The organism is Leuconostoc garlicum, assembly GCF_001998805.1.
GTDB lineage: Bacteria > Bacillota > Bacilli > Lactobacillales > Lactobacillaceae > Leuconostoc > Leuconostoc lactis.
This window is the reverse complement of sequence record NZ_CP016329.1, coordinates 1134953-1156018: the sequence shown is the minus strand read 5'-3', so window position 1 is coordinate 1156018 and position 21066 is coordinate 1134953. Positions and strand designations below refer to the sequence as shown.

Genomic DNA, 21066 nt, shown 5'->3' with positions numbered 1-21066 from the left:
TCTTCCTCATTAATGGCAGGTCTGACGTCGGTCAATTATGCCCGTGGATGGTACTGATCATACACTTCACTCAACCGCTTTTTTGAAATATGCGTATAAATCTGAGTGGTTGAAATATCGGCATGCCCGAGTAATTCTTGCACAATCCGTAGGTCCGCCCCATTTTCTAAAATATGCGTGGCAAACGAGTGGCGCAACGTATGAGGCGAGACATCTTTTGTAATGCCTGCTTCAGCAACCAACTTCTTAATGATTTTCCAAACACCCTGCCGTGTGAGTTGTCCCCCACGATCATTTAAGAAAACATAGGGTGATGCCTTACCCTTGAGTAAGGCCAAGCGACTGCTGGCAAAATAACGTGTTAACCAGTCCGCCGCCACTTCCCCAATCGGAATAATGCGTTCCTTATCGCCTTTTCCAACGGTTTGAATCAACCCCAATTGCAAATGTAAATCACTTAACTTAAGGTTGACCAGCTCGCTGACACGCAAGCCAGTGGCATACATCACTTCAATTAACGTGCGATTCCGGATATCAAGTGGGGTCGTGTCTGTTGGCACAGCCAGCAAGGCATCAATTTCCGCCACACTCAAAACGGCCGGTAAATGCGTGGCTTTCTTCGGTGGTTTAATATCGCGCATCGGATTTGGCAAAACAATTTTTTCTTGAGCTAAGTAGCCAAAAAACTTCCGAAGCGACGTGACCATGCGGATCACAGAATTATTAGATTTACCAGCTAACCGTAGTTGATTCAACCATGCCAAAACCACGACATGATCGACTGCTTCCAGTGACAATTTTTCTGCTGTCAAATAGGCGCCAAATTGGGTTAAATCCTGTCGGTAACTGTTAATTGTATTATCAGACAAGCCACGTTCTATCCGAATATAGTGCAAATAGTCGGCAATGGCGAGGTTAATTGTTTGTGTCATTTTCGGCAATCAGTTGAATACCACCGTCAACTTGTTCAATTAAGCGGGCTTTATACAGATGACCTAACGCACGCTTGAACTGACTCTTACTAAAGCCAAATTGACGCTTAATGGCTTCGGGATTACTTTTATCATTGAACGGCAAAAAATGATCCGTTCGACGTTGCAACTGGAGCAACAAGAATTGGGCATCTTCATCCATTGTCTTATAAGCTAATGGCTTGAGTGACAAATTCAACGTGCCATCTTCACGGACGCCAATAACACGCGCTTTAAGAACTTCCCCTAATCTTGGCTCATCGTGACGTTGTGATGGGTGAATAAAGCCTAGATAATAATCTTCAGTAATCACAAGTGTGCCCGCGATTTTATTACGGTACACTGTGGCTTTAACTGTTTTAGACTTCATTTCTTGTGGTGCACGGCGAGCAACCGCACCAATAATGTGCTGCTGGGCAAGCTCGCCCCACAACCGGCCTTTATTATCTTCTTTCATCGCTAGCATCAAGCGGTCACCCTTTTGTGGCCACAATGTTGTGATGGTTGGCAGATCATCTAAAGAAACGACCAGGTCCTTGTTAGGTAGCCCGATAGCGACAAACACCCCTAAGTCGTGCCGGTTGGCCACAACCGTCCCCCAGCCATAAACATCTTTTTGAGCTGTTGGTAGTGTTTTAGTAATTTGTAGCTTATGATTTTCATTTTCATAAGCAAAACCTGTTACAAAGCCCCCAACCTTAAGGGGCTTTTCAAGTTCTGATTTGTCAATTTCGTACGTAAAGCCATCAACTTGCGCAAAAAAATACTGGGTATTTTCATCCGTTACTGATGCTTTTACAATTGTACCAACTGTTGGATTCGTCATGATTTTTCCTCTGATGCGCAACTTCACGCATTTTTCTTTAATACCCTAGTTTAACACGGATAGACAACGATAAGCCAACAAAAAAATCGGCCGTAGCCGATTATCCTTGTCGTTATTGTGCCAAGGTTGCCTTAACTAAGTCAGCGACGACCTTACCATCGGCTTTACCTTTGACTTGCGGTGTCACCACGCCCATAACCTTGCCCATGTCTTTAGGACCGGTTGCGCCAGTTTGTTCAATAGCTGCCGCAACAATGGCAACGATTTCTTCTTCGGTCAATTGTGCTGGCAAATACTTGGCCAAGATCGTTAATTCTGATCGAATCCCTGCCGCTAAGTCTTCACGGCCACCCTTTTCAAATTCCGATAGAGAATCTTGACGTTGCTTCACTTCACGTGATAACACCGTCAATTCTTCTTCTGGTGTCAAGTCATGACCCAAACTAATTTGTTCGTTCATCACTGTTGACTTCACCATCCGAATAACCGATAGCGCTTCCTTATTCTTATCTTTCATTGCTTGCTTCATATCAGCGTTCAATGTCTCTAACAGGCTCATGTGTCTTCTTCTTTCTTGTTTAGTCTATTGCTATTTTAACATAAAATGCAAAAGAAAAACGCCACCGAGGTGACGTTTAGAACCGATTAACGGCTCTTCTTCTTGTTACGCTTTTGTGCTGCTTCAGACTTCAATTTACGAGCAACTGAAGGCTTAACATAGAATTCGCGCTTACGGTATTCTTGGAGAGTACCGTCCTTTGAAACACCGCGCTTAAAGCGACGCAATGCATCATCCAAAGATTCGTTCTTACGTACGATGACCTTTGCCATGTGATAACCCTCCTTTCTCGCATTTTATTTCGATTAAACGACATGCTGTAAATACTTATTTATTCTATCAAAATCCAGTGTTGCTGTCAACAACAGACCCCAAAGCGTGCCTTTATTTTTTGCCGGATTGGGGTATTATTTTGGTAACTGGTAGGCCGTAGCATATAAATCATTCATCACGGTTAACCAATATTGTGGATTCAACCCTTCACCAGTCGCTGCCATTAAGATGTCGCCTGGATCAACTGCCCCACCGTGTTGCCAAATATGTTGTTTGCGCCACTCAAAAATTGGTGTGTAATCACCTGAAGCATAAATCTGCTCGAAATCCAATGTTTTTTGCATCGTAGCCATAAACTGCGCCGCATATAAATGGCCCAAAGCGTAACTTGGGAAGTAACCAAATGACCCACCAGCCCAGTGAATATCTTGTAAAATACCAGTCAAATCATCCGGCACCGTCAAGCCTAAGTATTCTTGATATTTATCACGCCAAAGCTGCGGCAACTCTGCTACTGGCACATTGTCATTAAAGATGGCTTTTTCAATTTCATAGCGAATAATAATGTGCAACGGATACGTCAATGGATCCGCTTCCGTCCGAATGAGCGTCGCCTCGGTTTTAATCCAGCCATTATAAAAGGTTTCAAATGAAATATCATCAAATGTTGGCGCAAACACCGCTTGCATTTTTGGATATTCTGCCTGCCAAAACGCCTTTGAGCGACCCACCATGACTTCATTAAAGAGTGATTGTGACTCATGAATACTCATACTAATCGGCATCACGGCACGTACGGCATCATACTTAGCGGCCACATTCTGTTCAAACAATCCATGCCCTGCCTCGTGGAAAATGCCCAACACCGCCATTTGGAAATTATGTTCGTCCCAGCGCGTGGTAATACGCGCATCATCACGATTTAACGCTTCCATAAAGGGATGAATGGTGTCATCCAGACGGCCTTTATTCATATCATAGCCTAATCGCTGTGAAGCAGCTAAAGCATACTCACGTTGCTTGTCTTTAGATACTTGCCGTGATAAAAACGTGCCATCAGGCTCGGTCCCAAGCGTTTCTAGGCGATGACGTAAGGCCATGATCCCTGTTTTTAGTTCATCAAACACCGCGTCTAATTTAGCCACGGACAAGCCTGGTTCATATTGATTCAGCAACACATCATACGGCGTTGCTTCATCAGTTTGCCACAAGGGAATAAATTGCTTCAAGTAAGCAATAATTTTTTCAACATAAGGCTGGAAAATTGTGTAATCATTAGCCTCACGTGCTTGAGCCCAGTAATCTTGGGCCTCAGATAATGTCCGTTGGAAATCAATATAGTCCTTTTCAGGAATCTTCCCCGTCACGTCAAAATCTTTCTGCGCTTTGGCTAAGACTAATTGACCAAAGTCATCTAGAACGCTTTTATCCGCCGACAACGCTTCGAGTAACTGTTGTCGTTGTGGGCCCGTGGCGACCTGAAAGGTCTTTTCAGCCAAATAAGCATCCACATCAGCCCGAAAATGCCCTGCATCTTTTGGCATACCGGTCAGGGCATCCCAGCCAGATAATGCCGAAATTTCTGACAAAATGGTCTGTTCTTTAATTGAATCTAAAAGTGCTTGTTGTGTCGCCATGAAACCCTCCTTGTATTATCATTATTTTATCATTTATTGATCCAGTTTAGAAGTGGCCTTTGTATCAGCCATCCGCCAATAAACGAGCAAACTAATAAAAATAACAGCGGCGACATAAACAAAGAAGACCGATTCATGATGCGCATTCTTGAGATAAAGCGCCACATATTCCGCCGTCCCACCAAAAACGGCAACGGTCAGACCATAAGGCAACCCGACACCTAACGCCCGAATTTCTGTTGGGAACATTTCTGCTTTCACAATAGCGTTAATAGCTGTATAACCTGTCACAATCACCAAGCCCGCTAGCATCAAGAAAAAGGCCACCCAGGCACTCTTCGTTTGTGCCAATGCTAAGAAAATAGGTACGGTGAACACTGTTCCTAACCCACCAAACCAAAACAGCAATGGCTTCCGCCCAATTTTATCCGACAACGCCCCAGCAAAGGGTTGTAATACCATGAAAATAAACAAAGCAGCAAAATTAATCCAAGTCACTGTTTGTTTTGGCAAACCCGTGGTATTAATCATAAACTTTTGGAGATATGTGGTATAGGTGTAAAAGGCAATCGTCCCACCTAACGTCAAACCCATCACCGTCAGCACTGCCTTAGGATAATGTAACAATTCACGCAATTGCCCCTTCTCTTTTTTGGCTTGTGCCAAGAATTGATCGGACTCTTCCATACTCAGCCGCAAAACAAGAACGATTAACGCCCCAAGCGCACCAATGACAAAGGGAATCCGCCATCCCCAGACTGCAATCGCATGCTCAGACAACGTGATTTGCAAGATAATTTGTACCCCTAAAGCCAGCAATTGACCACTAATCAACGTCACATATTGAAAGGATGAGTAAAAGCCGCGGTGCCCCGCACTTGCCATTTCTGACAAATAAGTAGCTGACGTGCCGTACTCACCACCCAAAGATAGGCCCTGGAAAAGTCGCGCAATGACTAAGATCGCTGGTGCCAATATCCCAATTTGATCATACCCTGGTGTCACCGCAATCACCAACGACCCCGCTGCCATAATCAGCACTGATAATGTTAACGCGGCTCGGCGTCCATGTTGGTCGGCATATTTACCCAGTAACAAGCTCCCCAAAGGACGCATCAAGAAACCAATCGCAAAAACAGCTGCCGTACTTAACAGCTCGGCTGTTTTATCATGTGATGGAAAAAACACCGGTGCAAAATAAATGGCAAACGCGGCATACACATACCAATCAAACCACTCCACCAAATTCCCTAAAGAACCTTTTAAGACGTTACTAATAATTGCTTTTTCTGTTCGCATAATTATCCCTTCATACCCTACCCAACGTTAAATATATCATTCCTACATATCGTAATATATCATGCCGTCCGATACGGGTATTCGTGCGACTTGCACAACGTTCAAAATTCGCTTGTGCACTATCACTAACTACGATACAATGAAAAAAATACTTTGAGGCTGACACGACATGCAATTATCTGAGATTTTACAACACCCATCCTTACGCAACATTCAAGTTGCGGCTGGCGCCGATGGGTTATCACGCGAAGTATCCCAAGTCGGTATGATTGATGCACCGGATATCACGGACTTCTTATTTGATGGCCAACTTCTGGTCACGTCTGGTTATCATTTTTCCCAGAATCATCATTTATTACGTGATTTGATTATTGGCATGCATGACACGAATGCCAGTGGGATTGCGATTAAGGCTGGTCGTTACGTTACCACCCTGCCCAAAACGATCATTGAGCTGGCCGACCATCTTAAAGTGCCTATTTTATGGACACCAACAGATGATTTTTTATCATTAACCGTTAAACGGCTGACGGCTGTTATTTTAGAAACTCAGAATACTGAACTAAAACAAATCATTGCCATCAACCAGCAATTGTCGGAATTGAATGCACAAAATATTACCTATCAACACCTACTCGATCAAAGTGCTAAAGTATTGGAAACACCACTGGCACTACTCGATGCCCACTTTACAGCCATTTATGCGAGCAGCGAATGGGTGGCGCAACGTGAATTCTTAACCCATTACTTACGCCACGAATCTGGTATTGACTACTTGAATTTGACCGTCCCAGTTCGGGTTGAATTTAACCACCAACTCATTGACATTTTGCCGATTTTTTCCGCTTTAAATGAAAACAAAGCGTTTGCTGCCTTTGTTGTTAATCAAGATGAACCATCAAGCTTTCAAATTTTAAAGCGCCAACAGGTAATGAATACACTCGGTTTAGCTAATTCGCGCACTGATTTGTTGAACGAAACGGAGTTTCGGAACCGTTCTGGTTTCTTCTTAAACGTGATGCAACGCGGGTTGAGCCATGAGGCAATTGATAATTATCTCTATAATGCCAATATTGACAATAAACGCCGCTATCGGGTGGCCATTCTTGATTTCAGCGAAAAAAACAAGGTCATCGAATCGCGTCAATTTGAAATTCGCCAACAACTCACCCGCTGGTTTATTTTTGAACATGATTGGCAAGTCTTGACCTTTTCTCATCGCCAGCAACTCGTCTTGTTGATTGACGAACAGATTGATACGCGACACTTCCTCAAGCGTCTCTATGATTTTTTAATGCAACAGCCCGGTTTACATTATGCTTTTACGATTGGCTTTTCAAGAATTGCCGAATCGATTCATATGCTGTCTGACTTATATGATCAGGCCAATAACGCGCTGAAATTAACCTCTCAACAGCATCCCATTATGCGATTCCGGCCTAAAAACGCCCAAGAGCTACTACACCTCTTGCCAAAACAAGAAGCCCGTGTTTTCGTTGAAAAAACATTGGGTCCAATTTTAGAGAATGCCGAACTACTGGAAACCTTAGAAACTTATGTTTTCTTGCATCAAAATGTGACGGCCGTGGCTAATGCTTTATTCGTCCATCGCAATACGATTACTTATCGCTTAAAACGGATTAACGAGTTACTCGGCGTTGATTTAGAGATGCCTGACGTGTTAGTTGATATTCAATTAGCACTCTTACTCATTTAGGCACATACTTTTTTATTGATTGTGCACAAAATATTCTTTATTTTTTGTCATCCTTCCCGATATGCTCAACCGTAAAACTGCTAATATGTTTATATTGGCTCTTTTTTTTTGGCCACGATAACCGGAGGTACAAATATGATTGAATATACAGACTTAGCAACTAACCCTGACGGCACAGTACGTGGCCTCAAAAAGAAGCATGTCCAAATGATTGCCATCGGTGGCACAATTGGTACCGGCTTGTTTTTAGGGGCTGGTAATTCGATAGCCAAAACCGGCCCATCAATTTTGGTTGTCTATGCCATTCTTGGCGCATTTTTCTTCTTAATGATGCGTGGGATTGGTGAAATGCTCTACGCCGATCCAACCCAACACACATTTGTGTCATTTATTAGTCGCTACGTCGGCGCTGGGGCCGGCTATTTTGCCGGCTGGTCCTACTGGATTGGGTTGACCTTCGTCGCCATGGCTGAATTAACCGCTGTCTCGACTTATGTGAAATTCTGGTTTCCAGGTTGGCACACGTGGTTAATCCAAATTGTCTTCTTAGCTATTTTGACTTTGGTTAATTTGGTGGCCGTCAAAATTTTTGGTGAAACAGAATACTGGTTTGCCATGATTAAAATTATCGCCATTCTGGCCATGATTGCGACTGGTTTGTTCTTGATTTTCACCGGTTTTGAAGCGCCCGCAGCTGGTGGTCATACGATTGCATCATTTAGTAATATCACCCATAATTTTGAGCTATTCCCCAACGGGCCAGCCATGTTCTTTGCCGCATTTCCCATGGTTTTCTTTGCCTTTCAAGGTATGGAATTTGTCGGCATCACCACAGCCGAAACACAAAATCCGCGTCAAGTCTTACCACGCGCAATTAACACCATTATCTTCCGTATTTTAATTTTCTATCTGGGTGCCATGATCATTATCATGTCCATTATTAACTGGCACGTCATCGCCAAAACACCTGGTCAAAGCCCCTTCGTGATGGTGTTTGAATTAGCGGGCTTCAAGGCAGCAGCAACGGTGATTAACTTCGTCGTCTTAACGTCGGCTGCCTCAGCATTGAACTCTGCGCTCTATTCGGCAGGACGTCATTTCTATCAATTAGCAAAAGAATCAAATACTACGATCATGGCGCCATTTGGCAAGATTTCTAAACTTGGCATCCCAGCCAATGCCATTATTTTTACCGCTGCCTTGGTACTCTTTTCACCCATTATCAGTGCGTTGCCACAAATTACATCAGCCTTTAGTTTCATCACGGCCATTTCATCAAATATGTATATCATTGTTTATGGGTTAACGATGTATGCCCATCGCAAATTCCGTGAATCAGCTGATTTTTTGCCTGACGGGTTCAAAATGCCAGGTTACAAAGTCACTAGTCCTTTAACCTTACTCTTCTTTGTTGCCATTTACTTCAGCCTGTTCTTCCAGTCTGATACGCGTATGTCAGCCATTGGTGCCATTATTTTCACCGTTGTCTTTGGTACCCTTGTGCATCAACGTTTTAAAAATACCAAAAATTAACCATCAAAAAAGCGAATCTGACGATTCGCTTTTTTTGATGCCCGTTCGATTATACCGGCAATACTGGCTATCTCTGCCGGAATAGCCAAGCTAATTGCCAGTGTGTTTCCTTTTTTGTTATCCCTTATGCACTAATCAAATCAATCATTTGGTATCATTCGATTCAACGGTTCGCCACCAAATTCAGGTAAACGATACGGCACGATCACGCTTGTTGCCTTTGTTTGCTCCAGCACAGAACGCTGATCATTAAACAATAATCGGACCGCTTCACTGCCCAAACTACGTGGCAACACATCAACTGAATAGAAGTCCTCACCACCGAGTCGTGCATATTCAGAATGATTAAATGCGATCGTTGGTAATTTGGGGTGTGTGGGCAAATGGGCTTGAGCTTGATGACGTGCCAGATAACCGATTTTGTCATCACTCGCAACAATGCCATCAATTTCGGGATGTAATTCGAAATAATGTTTCAATACCTGTTTTTGCGCTTGAAAATCAATCGGTAATGATAAAATTTGGCCCTCTGGTTGGGCAATATGAAACCCAATTTCACGATTTCGCTCATAACGCCAATCAGCTACAGTGCGAACAAAGAGCGGTGCTTTTAGATTAAACTGGTCAACTAACTGCCTAGTCGCCTCTTCTCCAGCGCGTCGGTTATCATTATCAACATATAAAACATGATGCGCTTGCTCAGGTTCGCCAGTAACAACCACACGCGCGTTGTTTTCGCGTAACAATTCAGAAATTGGATCATTTTCAACCGTGTAAAGCAGTATAAAACGACGAACTTGTCCGGCTTCCACCATCATTTTAACGGCATTGTAGACTTCAGACCAATTGCTGCCCGTCGCAGTAGTCAATAAGTATTGTCGCGCAACGAGTTGAGAATTAATACCAAATAGTAATTGCATGGCAAAATCATTTTCAGCACTACCGACGGCTTGTGGCTGAAAAACTACCCCGACCGTGTTACTTTCACGCTGTGTTAAATTCCGTGCAGCAAAATTTGGCGTATAGCCCATATCTTGTGCCATTTTTTTAATCCGTTCCTTGGTTTTAACACTAATTTTGGGTGAATCAGCCAACGCGCGCGAAACCGTTGACATCGCAACACCGGATTTATTTGCAATATCTTGTATTGTTACCATAGCCCCCTCCTGTACCCGTTATTGTAACATGAAAAAGATTGGGACTGACGTCCCAATCTTTTTAACCTTTGACCGAACCACTTGTCACACCAGAAACGTAGAATCGTTGCAACACAATAAACAAAATTGTAATTGGAATGGCAATAATCACTGCCCCCGCAGCGAAACTCATGAATAATGAATTCGCCGTTTCTTTCGTCATCATCGAATATAATCCGATCGCAACGGTATAGTTTTTAACATTGTCCCCCATAATCACCTGAGCAAAAATGAAATCCATCCAAGGCCCCGTAAATGCTGTCAATGCCGTAAAGACAATGATTGGTTTAGATAATGGCAATGTGATTTTGGTAAAAATTTGCCATTTCGTTGCCCCATCTAACATGGCACTTTCATCCAATGAATACGGAATCGTATCGAAAAAGCCTTTTTGAATGTAAAATACCAAACCAGCGCCCGACACATACACTAATATTAAGGCGAACAAACTTTGCGTCAAACCAGCTGCTTTCAAAATATAATAGATCGCAAACATTGCCATAAAGCCTGGGAACATGTTCAAAACTAAGGCAACTTTCAAAAAAGGACCCTTTAACTTAAATCGTAAGCGACTCAATGAGTATGCCATTGCTAACACTAAAGCTGTGGAAATAAAACCGCTCACAATCGACACAAATAATGTATTCAAGAACCAGCGACCAAAAGGATACTGTGAGTTGGTAAACAGTTGGACGTAGTTATGAAGGGTATAGGTTTTTGGCCAAAAATAGTTAACAAACGCACCACCCTCCCCACGGAAACTCGTCAATATAATCCAGAGAATAGGCACGACCCAAACAATTGCCATGACAGTCAATAATAGATACAAAATCATTGTATTACGGCGTTTTACGCCTTTTAAACTATGCATTGTTATGCCTCCATCCCAGAATTTGATATTTTCTTATAAGCAAGCAACGAGAATGTGGCAGACAAAATGAAGATTAAGATACCAATGACTGAAGCTAAGTTATAATCAGCGGTATTCAAAGTTAAATTGTATAACCAAGTAATCAGCAAATCTGTTGAGCCAGCGCCGTAATAATTGGAGTTAGCCGGGCCACCACCGGTTAACAAATAAATCACATTGAAATTGTTCACATTACCAATGAACTGTTGAATCAAACTCGGTGCCATCACAAACACAATTTGCGGAAATGTGATTGACTTGAAAATTTGGAATTTATTCGCGCCATCAATTTCTGCTGCTTCAATTTGTTCTTCAGATTGATTTTGTAAAATCCCCGTTGTCACCAACATTGTCGCTGGGATACCAATCCATAAGTTAACAACAATAATTGTTAACTTAGCAAACAACGGATTTGTGAAAAATGGTAACGATGTTTTAGTCAGACCAGCGTTAATCAGCAATGTGTTCACTAAGCCACCATCAGCAAACATATTGTTCATAATTAGCAAACTAATGAAGGCTGGAATCGCCATCGTTAAAATGAAGAGTGTTCGAAAAACTTTTTTGCCTTTGATCCCCTTAGCATTGATCATCATTGCCAAGATAACACCAAAGAAAAATGATGTTACAGTGGCGGCAACGGCCCAAATTAACGTCCAGGCCAGTACAGGAAAGAAGGTACTAGCCATTTGCCCGGAGATCACATTACCAAAATTCGCAAAGCCAACCCAACTAAATAAATTTTTGGGTGGCAAGTGATTGTGATCGTATGAGGTAAAAGCAATCGCAATCATATAAATCAGCGGCAAAATAGTAAAGAATAAAACGCCTGTCATTGGAATGGCCATCAATGTCACATGCATTTTTTCGTCAAGCAAGGACGCTAAGTCTTGCTTCAAAGTTGGCAGTGGTTCACCGGCTTGTTTTAATTCCCATATTTTCCGCGCCGATGCCAAATTAGCACGGTATAAGAGTATAAACAGTACCGTAATAATGACCGCTAGCATGCCCCACAGTAGCAAAAGCATTGAATTATCACCCGCTTTTAAGACAGAAATACCTAATTTTTTGTCATAAACCAAACCTTGTGCATTTGTGCCCAACGTGATCATGTTGTGATAAGCTTTTAATCCTGTCGTGAACAACCACATCACCCAAGATATTTCTAGTGCTAAAAAGATAAAGCCTTTGAGATATTGTTTATTGGCAATGTTGGCAGCACCCATAATTAAATAAGAGGCCTTGGTCGCACCATCTGCTTTTTTAAATAACTGTGTTAGGGGTATATGTGCTTCAAAAGTCGCATGCTTTTTTCTTTTAAACATCTTTCCATCCTTCATAAGTATGTACACAGTGACTGCTAGCCACTCACTGTTTTACTTCTATTTAACTGATTTTGAGGCATTTTTAACCAAAGTGGTCAACTTTGGTAACATTTGACTGTCTGAAATCTTGCCCTTGTATGTGTCGTTAAACAATGCATCAGATGATGTCCAGAAGTTAGCCATCGCTGGTGATTTAGGCATTGGTGTTGAATAACCCTTTTGCGACATGTCGACAACCGCCTTAGCAAGCGCATCATTTTGAATATCTTGAGAAGCTTGAACCTTCTTAGATGATGGAATGTAGTGTGAATCTTTGAATCCAAGCTCTTGTACCTTATCACTTGATAAGTACTTTGCTAATTTCATCGCTGCCAATGGTTCTTTTGTATCTTGTTTAACACCAAATAACTTAACACCCAAGAACGCCTGCATCTGCTTTTCGCCAGAACCCAAGTCAACTGTTGGATATGGGGCAATGTCCAAGTTGTCACCTAGGGCTTTTTTATAGTCATTATATGACCATGGCCCAGACAAAGTTGCTGAAATGTTGCCTGATTGTAGCAGATTCAATGTATTCGTGCTGGCTTGAACAACACCCGGATTATCTTTTTGGGCTTTGATCCACTTCAGAACGGATACACCTTTTTCATTGTCAATATTTGTCCCTTTGGCTTTTTCACCATTGTTCCCATACAAAGTGTCTCCGGCAGTGTAAAACAGTGGTGCGAAAATGTAGTTAGCCCCAGCTGATGCTAAATTGGTGCCAATTTTTCCCTTGGATGTCAAACTCGTCCAAGATTTAATATCATCATTGCCAAGTTGCGTTTTGTTATAATACAAAACTTGTGACTCAATACCGTAAGGATAACCGTACACCTTGCCCTTATAAGTTGCACCCGCCATTGCATTAGAAATTTGCGTTGATTTAAGGCTTTTAGCATATTTAGTATTTTGATAAATCAATCCCTGTGATGCTAACGAACCGATTTGATCATGCGGAAACATGAAGACATCGGCAGCAGCCGATGGATCCTTTTGCAAATTCTTTAATGCATCAGTTGAGTTCATGTACTTAATCGTCACCTTGATACTGGGATTCGCTTTTTCAAAATCTTTAACAGCTTGAACATAGGTTGGTTTTGTCCCTGTGTCCACCCACAACTTCAACTTTGCCGTCTTGGCAGCACTTACTGTTGGTGTATCAAGTGCCACACTCAATAATCCAACGGTAGTTGAAGCCGTCAGCAACGTTACCATTGCCCCAGTCATCACGCTCATCATTTTTCTCATGATGTTTTTTCCTCCAGAAAAATTGTCTTTGTCTTTTTGATTACGCAATCATCATAAAACATTGATTCAAGTAATGCAAGCGTTTACATTTTTATTGTTTATAAATTGGTCTAAAAAATATGTGATATTTTGATTGCGATTAATTGAGCATATACAGGCGTATTTTTTGATTATTTACGCATTAATGACGATTCTATTATTAAATAAATCATATTTTTCACAAACATATCGAATTTGGTATAGCAAATTTGTGGAAGCGCTTGCATTTATTTCTAAGTATGCTAACCTTATCAATGTAAGCGCTATCATTTTTATAGTTGCGATATCCGATATTAAAAAAACAAGGAAGACAAAATGGCTGAAATTCGTTTGGAACACATCAATAAAACCTATCCACACATGACCACCCCATCTGTGGCAGATTATAATCTTCAAATTCACGATAAAGAGTTTATCGTGTTTGTCGGGCCATCTGGTTCCGGTAAATCAACTGTTTTACGTATGATCGCCGGCTTAGAAGAGATAACTAGTGGTGAATTTTTCATTGACAATAAATTAATGAATGATGTCCCACCTAAAGACCGCGATATTGCGATGGTTTTTCAAAATTATGCCCTCTACCCACATATGAGCGTGTTTGATAATATTGCGTTCGGTCTCAAATTAAGAAAAGTACCCAAAGCAGAAATCACACAACGTGTGCAAGACGCAGCGAAAATTCTCGGTATTGAAGACTATCTTGATCGCAAACCCGCTGACTTATCTGGTGGTCAAAGGCAACGTGTCGCGATGGGACGCGCAATCGTTCGCGATGCAAAAATTTTGTTAATGGATGAACCCCTATCTAACCTTGATGCCAAATTACGTGTTGAAATTAGAGCAGAAATCACTAAGATTCACAAGCGGATTGGTGCCACGACTATTTATGTGACGCATGACCAGACAGAAGCGATGACACTGGCTGATCGCATTGTGATTATCGACCATGGTGACATTCAGCAAGTTGGTACCCCACAAGAACTTTACAATGAACCCGCCAACATTTTTGTGGCCACATTCATTGGTATGCCATCAATGAATATGATTTCTGGTCAGTTCAGTCATGATGTATTGACGACAAAAGATGGTTTTACGCTGAAAATTCCGCTTGGTATGGCTAAGCAACTCACCGCCCGTGGCTACGAAGGCAAACAAGTTGTCTTCGGTATTCGGCCAGAAGATATTCATTCCGAACAAGTCGCACTCGACACCTATCCCGAAAGTAAAGTGACAGCAACGGTTACCATTGCAGAACTAATGGGCGCCGACTCAATGTTGTATACGCAAGTTGGTTCACAACAACTGGTTGCGCGTGTCAATGCCCGTGATTACAATCAACCTGGTGCCGCAATTGAACTCGCAATCAACACCAATAAAGGCCACTTTTTTGATGCCGATACGACACAGCGGATTGTCTAAGACTGTCGCGATTTCCTGACCATTTAATCCATTAACGAGGCCATTATTTATGAATAAAGCAGCAATTTATCATCGTCCTGAATCTGAATATGCTTATTTATATACAGCAGATGAACTACGATTACGTATCCGAACCGCAAAAGATGATATCCAATCCATTAGCGTCGTTGCTGGAGATCCCTATAATTGGCAGAACGGTACTTGGCAAAAATCGGCCAATGTTGTCATGGAAAAAACACTTGTCACTGAGACCCATCAATATTGGCAAGCATCATTAACAGCGCCTTTTAACCGTTTAAATTATGGCTTTATTTTAACTGACAGTTTCGGCGATTCAGTTTTTTATGGTGATCAGGGATTTGAAACACTCACAGCTTCTGCAAATGATGACAGCGGTTTGATGGGTGCCAATAATTATTTTAAAATGCCCTATTTTCAAGAAATTGATCGTTTTAAAGCACCAGATTGGGTCAAGAAAACAGTATGGTACCAAATTTTTCCTGAACGCTTTGCCAATGGGGACACAACCAATGATCCATCTGGAACATTACCTTGGCGCTCAAGTGATCATCCCACCGCTGAAAGTTTTTACGGCGGGGACTTGCAGGGTATTATCAACCATTTAGATCACTTCAGTCAACTGGGTATTAACGGCTTGTATCTCACACCTATTTTTAAAGCACCGACTAATCATAAATATGATACGCAAGATTATTTTGAAATTGATCCACATTTTGGGACAAAAGAAGATTTTAAATTATTAGTTGAAAAGGCCCACGCTGCCGGAATCAGAGTGATGCTTGATGCCGTGTTCAATCATATTGGTGATCAAAGTCCGCAATGGCAAGATGTTATGGCTAATGGTCGGCAATCAAAATACGCTGATTGGTTTCATATTCATGACTTCCCTGTTCGTTATACGCCGACTGATAATTTCGAGTATGCTGCCGACGCAAACTACGATACATTCGCCTTCACACCACACATGCCCAAACTTAACACCGCTAATCCAGCAGTACAAAATTATCTGATTGACATTGCGACCTACTGGATTAAAGCATTTGATATCGATGGCTGGCGTTTGGACGTGGCGAATGAAGTTGACCATCATTTCTGGAAAAAATTTCGCACGGCAGTAACTGCCATCAAACCTGATATTTATATTCTGGGTGAAATTTGGACAAGTGCACAATCATGGTTGCAGGGTGACGAATTTTCAGCCGTCATGAACTATGCTTTCACAGGATCAATTGTTGACTTCTTTGCCAAGCAACAACTTTCACCATCCCAAATGGTCCATAAACTCAATGCCCAACTGATGCTAAATCGCGACCAAACAAATCAGGTCATGTTTAATCTACTTGACTCCCATGATGCGCCACGTATTCTAACCGTTGCCAGCAATCATCAGTCAATCGTGAAACAAATGTATACGTTTATGTTCTTACAACAAGGTACACCGGATATCTATTACGGTAGCGAATATGCCATGACCGGCCAACAAGATCCCGATAATCGGCGACCGATGGTTTGGCAAAGTGATGAACAAGATGCATCAATGTATGCCTTTTTAAAGCACTTGATTCAGCTACGCCATGATTATCAGACTGTCTTGTCTGAAGGGACACTGTCTTGGGAGACAGATGATCACAAAAACATTGTGAGCTTCACGCGTGAACTGGGGCAAACAAAAATCGGCGCCATATTTAATGCTGGGCATACCAATTATGCCATTCCAACAACAATTGATGGCGCTCACATTATTTTAGAACAGCTATACAACGATCAAATCATTGAGCCTCATGGCTTTATTGTGACGATTTCTAATCAATAAGGAGTTTTTTATGACAGCACCTTGGTGGCAATCAGCCGTTGTCTATCAAATATATCCCCGTTCGTTTCAAGACACTAATCATGACGGCATCGGCGATATTCAAGGCATTATCTCACATCTTGACTACTTGCAAAAACTCGGCGTTGACGCCATATGGTTGTCACCCGTTTATGCTTCACCAAACGATGATAACGGCTATGATATCAGTGATTATGAAAGTATCATGTCTGAATTCGGTACAATGGCCGACATGGACGCTTTAATTCATGCTGCGCGTGAAAGAAATATCAAAATCGTGATGGATCTCGTGTTAAATCACACTTCTGATGAACATGCTTGGTTTATTGCATCAAAACAAAATCGCGACAACGCTTATCGCGATTTTTATATCTGGCGTGATGCGCATCAGCAGGCAGAACCAAATGACCTACATGCTGCATTTGGCGGTAGTGCCTGGACATTAGACCCCCTCACCAATCAATATTATTTACATCTGTTTAGTCCAAAACAACCTGACTTAAATTGGGCCAATCCTGACGTCAGACAAGCACTCTATCAGATGATTAATTTCTGGATTGATAAAGGTGTTGGTGGTTTTCGTTTAGACGTTATTGATTTAATCGGTAAAATACCAGATGAAAAGATAACTGCTAACGGTGCTAAGCTCCATGACTACTTAAAAGAAATGAACCAAGCCACCTTTGCGCATCACGATTTAATGACAGTTGGCGAAACTTGGGGGGCAACACCCGAAATCGCCAAATTATATACGCGTCCTGATCGACAAGAACTATCAATGGTTTTTCAATTTGAACACATCACACTCGATCAAGAAACTGGTCAAGACAAATGGTTTTATACCCCATTAGATGTGAGCAAACTCAAGGTTGTCATGACTAAATGGCAAACACAGCTCAACAATGATGAGGGTTGGCAGTCACTATTTTGGAATAATCATGATTTACCTCGCATTGTCTCACGCTGGGGGAATGATACGACTTACCGTGTGGCGTCAGCAAAAATGTTGGCCATTTTGCTGCACATGATGAAAGGCACGCCTTACATTTATCAAGGTGAAGAAATTGGGTTAACCAATACCCCAGTCAAAGATATTTCAGCTTTACGCGATATTGAATCATTAAACTATTACCATGATGCACGCAAAGATGGCAATCTATCTGATCATGCGATACTTGATCAAATTAATCATAAAGGTCGTGATAATGCGCGACGCCCTATCCCTTGGCGCAATAGTCTGAATGGTGGTTTCTCTGATGTTGACCCATGGCTTGATGTCAATAGCCATTACCCTGAGATTAATGTTGAAGCCGCTTTAAATGATCCCAACAGTGTTTTCTACACGTATCAAAAATTAATTACACTGAGACATCAAAATGACATCGTGGTTTATGGTGATTTCGAGCTTATTGATACAGTTGATCAAGTCTTTGCTTATTACCGACATTATCATGATCTCACCTGGCTGGTTGTGACTAATTTCAGTCACCAAACCAATACGTTCACCAGTGCAGATCACATCGAAGCCGTCATCATTGCAAATTATGACGCACCAACCACTTTGCAGCATAAAACGCTGCAACCTTATGAAGCATTTGTGGTGCAAGTCACAACAAATGTGTGATTTTAGAGGTCGTTAATGATGACAAAACAGACGCCACCATGGTGGCAATCAGCGATTGGCTATCAAATATATCCACGTTCATTTCAGGATACCAATCATGATGGTATTGGCGATTTGCAAGGTATTATTAAGCGCCTACCCTATCTTAAATGGCTTGGTATTGATTTTATTTGGCTCAATCCAATTTATACCTCACCAAATGTCGACAATGGTTATGACATTGCTGATTTTCAAAACATTGCACCAGAATATGGGACATTATCTGATTTCAAAAAGCTGATTGCAGCAGCGCACAAACTAGATATTCGTGTCATTATGGATTTAGTTGTCAACCATACATCAAATCAACATGCTTGGTTCAAAGCAGCTAAAACGAGTCGTACTAACCCTTACCACGATTTTTATATTTGGCAACCAAACCATCATCACCAGCCACCAAACAATTGGACTAATTTTACTGGCGATAGTGTTTGGACCTATAATCAAGCAACTGATGAATGGTATTTCCACTTGTTTGCGCCAGAACAGCCTGATTTAAATTGGGAAAATCCATCTGTACAAACCGAAATGATCAATATGATAACTTGGTGGTCTGAACAAAATATTGATGGTTTTCGTCTGGATGCGCTCAGTCATCTTAAAAAAGTTTCATTTGAGACACCACAACCCACCGGTGAACATCAATTTGATATTTTTGCTAATAATCCAGGTATCGAAAAATTTTTAAAACGGTTACATGACACTTTTCAATCACTGCATTTGATGACTGTTGGCGAAGCTGGCGGTGTGCATGCTGACACTGCGAGAAATTGGACGGGACCACAGGGTTTCATTGACATGATTTTTGAATTAGAACATCAATCACGTCAATCAGAAGTCCCACCACGCGCCGACATCAATCATTTATTGTCTAGTTTGACAACGTGGCAGACACAACTCAATTCCCAAGGCTGGCTAGGGCTATATCTTGAAAATCATGATCAGCCTAGATCACTAACTGTTTATGGCGATAACAAGCCTTTAGCAGCGAAAAGTTTGGCCACTTTGTTACTCACACTGCGCGGTACACCATTTATTTATCAAGGTGAGGAATTAGGCATGACCAACATCCCCTTTACTTCGCCAGATCAAATTGATGATCCACCAACTTATCATGATTTTCAACGCTTTAAGTCGACTGGGATGACAACAGATTTAGCCTTAAAAAAAGCAACAAGTTGGTCACGTGACAATGCTCGAACCCCAATGCAGTGGACCAAATTTGGCTTTTCCGACAATGCATCAGATGCTAAAAAAACCTGGTTGGTCACTAATCCTAACACGAAAACGCATAATTATCAGGAGAGTCGAGAAAACCCTGATGCCATATTGAATTATTATCGTCGCTTAATTCATCTCCGTCGACATGATGACAACTTAAAATCAGGTGATTTTCAGTTAATCACTATGGCAAATACTAAAATTTTAGTGTTTACACGACATACCACCGATAGCCAACGCTTAATTATCATCAACTTGTCAGATACGGCTCAAACAATTTCCCTACCCAAACAACTACTCAAGAAAGACTGGCAGCCATTGCTAGCAACGATTAATCCTATACCAGAAATATCACCAACCCTGAACCTGCAACCATTTCAATCTATTATCTGGTATCACTAACCCGTTAAAAACACCAAAAATTAGCCATCAAAAAGAGCGAATCGTCAGATTCGCTTTTTATAGTTCTGGTTCGTAGAAACGGCCCACGGTATGTTCGATCTTCCACGTTGATGAAAAGGCATGTTCATCAACCGCCTTCATCGCTTCCCGTAACTCATACCGTTCTTGCTCGGTAATCACCGTCAATAATACGGAACGGCCTTCACCGGTATAGCCACCACGTGCATCATTAATAATGGTCACACCACGCCGCATTTTATCATAAATACCTTGCACCATTTCATCTGGTTTGGTCGTAATGATCATGACCTGCATTTGCTGCTGACGGGTATAAAAGGCATCAATCATGCGTGAACTGACAATCACACCAACAATTGAGTATAGGGCGTATTTCCAACCGTAAGTCAAACCCGCCCCAATCATAATCAGTGCGTTAAAGCCAAGATTGACCGGTCCCATCTTAAAGCCAAACTTCTTTTTGACCAAGATACCAATCACATCAAGGCCACCCGTGCCAACCCCATAACGCAATGCCGTGCCAACAGCCATCCCATTAAGGGCGCCACCAAACAATGCGTTAATCAACGGATCAGGCGTTAACACCCGATGCGTATCAAAGAGTGGGATGAAGGCCGCACTGAGTAAAACAGCCAAAGTGGTAAAAATCGCAAATCGCCACGATAACCGCCACCAAGCAATCATCAACATAGGCAAATTAACAAAGGCCAACGCCAAGCCAACTGGAATCTGCCCACCAGATAACGTTGACACTAATTGGGCAAAACCGGTAAAACCAGAGGAGTAAATATGCCCTGGCCGCCAGAAATAATCCATGGCGACCGCGACAATAACGGCATAAAAGACCGCCCCGCCGATACGTCCGGCAACACGATGTTTCATAAAGTTGTGGAAAAATTTTCGCATGATGAATGTG

The 21066-nt window shown here is 41.9% G+C and carries 17 protein-coding genes; 6 read left to right on the top strand and 11 right to left on the bottom strand.

What is annotated here, in order from left to right:
- Positions 1–35: 35 nt before the first annotated feature.
- The 6 genes from xerD to A9176_RS05840 all read right to left on the bottom strand — a co-directional run bounded on the left by xerD (position 36) and on the right by A9176_RS05840 (position 5565).
- A complete protein-coding gene (gene xerD / locus A9176_RS05865) occupies positions 36–932 on the bottom strand; it encodes a site-specific tyrosine recombinase XerD (RefSeq protein WP_068850017.1) in 897 nt (298 codons plus the stop codon).
- Positions 916–1797: a CvfB family protein gene (locus tag A9176_RS05860; RefSeq protein ID WP_077282552.1), complete on the bottom strand. Its 882-nt coding sequence runs from the start codon at positions 1795–1797 to the stop codon at positions 916–918. The genes xerD and A9176_RS05860 overlap by 17 nt, the downstream gene beginning before the upstream one ends.
- 112 nt (positions 1798–1909) lie before the next feature.
- Positions 1910–2356: a GatB/YqeY domain-containing protein gene (locus A9176_RS05855; protein WP_029509270.1), complete on the bottom strand. Its 447-nt coding sequence runs from the start codon at positions 2354–2356 to the stop codon at positions 1910–1912.
- An 86-nt stretch (positions 2357–2442) separates the two neighbouring features.
- On the bottom strand, positions 2443–2628 hold the full coding sequence (rpsU, locus tag A9176_RS05850; RefSeq protein ID WP_077282550.1) for a 30S ribosomal protein S21: 186 nt from the start codon (positions 2626–2628) through the stop codon (positions 2443–2445).
- A 135-nt stretch (positions 2629–2763) separates the two neighbouring features.
- On the bottom strand, positions 2764–4266 hold the full coding sequence (locus A9176_RS05845; RefSeq protein ID WP_048701813.1) for a carboxypeptidase M32: 1503 nt from the start codon (positions 4264–4266) through the stop codon (positions 2764–2766).
- 33 nt (positions 4267–4299) lie between these two features.
- Positions 4300–5565 (bottom strand): MFS transporter, encoded by a 1266-nt coding sequence (locus A9176_RS05840; RefSeq protein WP_029509267.1) that lies wholly within the window; start codon positions 5563–5565, stop codon positions 4300–4302.
- 169 nt (positions 5566–5734) lie between these two features.
- On the opposite strand from A9176_RS05840, the gene A9176_RS05835 reads away from it, so the two are divergent.
- Complete coding sequence (locus A9176_RS05835) at positions 5735–7282, top strand: PucR family transcriptional regulator (protein WP_077282548.1); 1548 nt, start codon at positions 5735–5737, stop codon at positions 7280–7282.
- Between the two features lie 135 nt (positions 7283–7417).
- Positions 7418–8815 (top strand): amino acid permease, encoded by a 1398-nt coding sequence (locus A9176_RS05830; RefSeq protein ID WP_077282546.1) that lies wholly within the window; start codon positions 7418–7420, stop codon positions 8813–8815.
- 140 nt (positions 8816–8955) lie between these two features.
- On the opposite strand, the gene A9176_RS05825 is transcribed toward A9176_RS05830, so the two are convergent.
- The 4 genes from A9176_RS05825 to A9176_RS05810 form a co-directional block, all read right to left on the bottom strand.
- A complete protein-coding gene (locus A9176_RS05825; RefSeq protein WP_077282544.1) occupies positions 8956–9972 on the bottom strand; it encodes a LacI family DNA-binding transcriptional regulator in 1017 nt (338 codons plus the stop codon).
- Between the two features lie 61 nt (positions 9973–10033).
- Entirely contained in the window at positions 10034–10882 is an 849-nt protein-coding gene (locus tag A9176_RS05820; protein WP_068850036.1) for a sugar ABC transporter permease, read from the bottom strand.
- A 2-nt stretch (positions 10883–10884) separates the two neighbouring features.
- The gene (locus tag A9176_RS05815) at positions 10885–12246 is read right to left on the bottom strand and encodes a carbohydrate ABC transporter permease (RefSeq protein WP_068850039.1); all 1362 of its coding nucleotides are present in this window, start codon (positions 12244–12246) and stop codon (positions 10885–10887) included.
- A 57-nt stretch (positions 12247–12303) separates the two neighbouring features.
- Positions 12304–13536 carry an extracellular solute-binding protein gene (locus tag A9176_RS05810; RefSeq protein ID WP_077282542.1) on the bottom strand — a complete coding sequence of 411 codons (1233 nt, stop codon included), beginning with the start codon at positions 13534–13536 and terminating at the stop codon, positions 12304–12306.
- Positions 13537–13890: 354 nt separating this feature from the next.
- Here A9176_RS05810 and A9176_RS05805 point away from each other — a divergent pair, with 354 nt between their 5' ends.
- The 4 genes from A9176_RS05805 to A9176_RS05790 are packed head-to-tail and all read left to right on the top strand — an operon-like array spanning position 13891 to position 20132.
- Positions 13891–14994, top strand: coding sequence for an ABC transporter ATP-binding protein (locus A9176_RS05805; protein WP_048701826.1), 1104 nt, complete (start codon positions 13891–13893; stop codon positions 14992–14994).
- A 49-nt stretch (positions 14995–15043) separates the two neighbouring features.
- The gene (locus A9176_RS05800; RefSeq protein ID WP_077282540.1) at positions 15044–16828 is read left to right on the top strand and encodes a glycoside hydrolase family 13 protein; all 1785 of its coding nucleotides are present in this window, start codon (positions 15044–15046) and stop codon (positions 16826–16828) included.
- Between the two features lie 10 nt (positions 16829–16838).
- Positions 16839–18470: a glycoside hydrolase family 13 protein gene (locus A9176_RS05795; RefSeq protein WP_077282538.1), complete on the top strand. Its 1632-nt coding sequence runs from the start codon at positions 16839–16841 to the stop codon at positions 18468–18470.
- Between the two features lie 15 nt (positions 18471–18485).
- Positions 18486–20132: an alpha-glucosidase gene (locus A9176_RS05790; RefSeq protein WP_077282536.1), complete on the top strand. Its 1647-nt coding sequence runs from the start codon at positions 18486–18488 to the stop codon at positions 20130–20132.
- A gap of 57 nt (positions 20133–20189) precedes the next feature.
- On the opposite strand, the gene A9176_RS05785 is transcribed toward A9176_RS05790, so the two are convergent.
- Complete coding sequence (locus A9176_RS05785) at positions 20190–21056, bottom strand: YitT family protein (RefSeq protein WP_029509253.1); 867 nt, start codon at positions 21054–21056, stop codon at positions 20190–20192.
- Between the last annotated feature and the right edge of the window lie 10 nt (positions 21057–21066).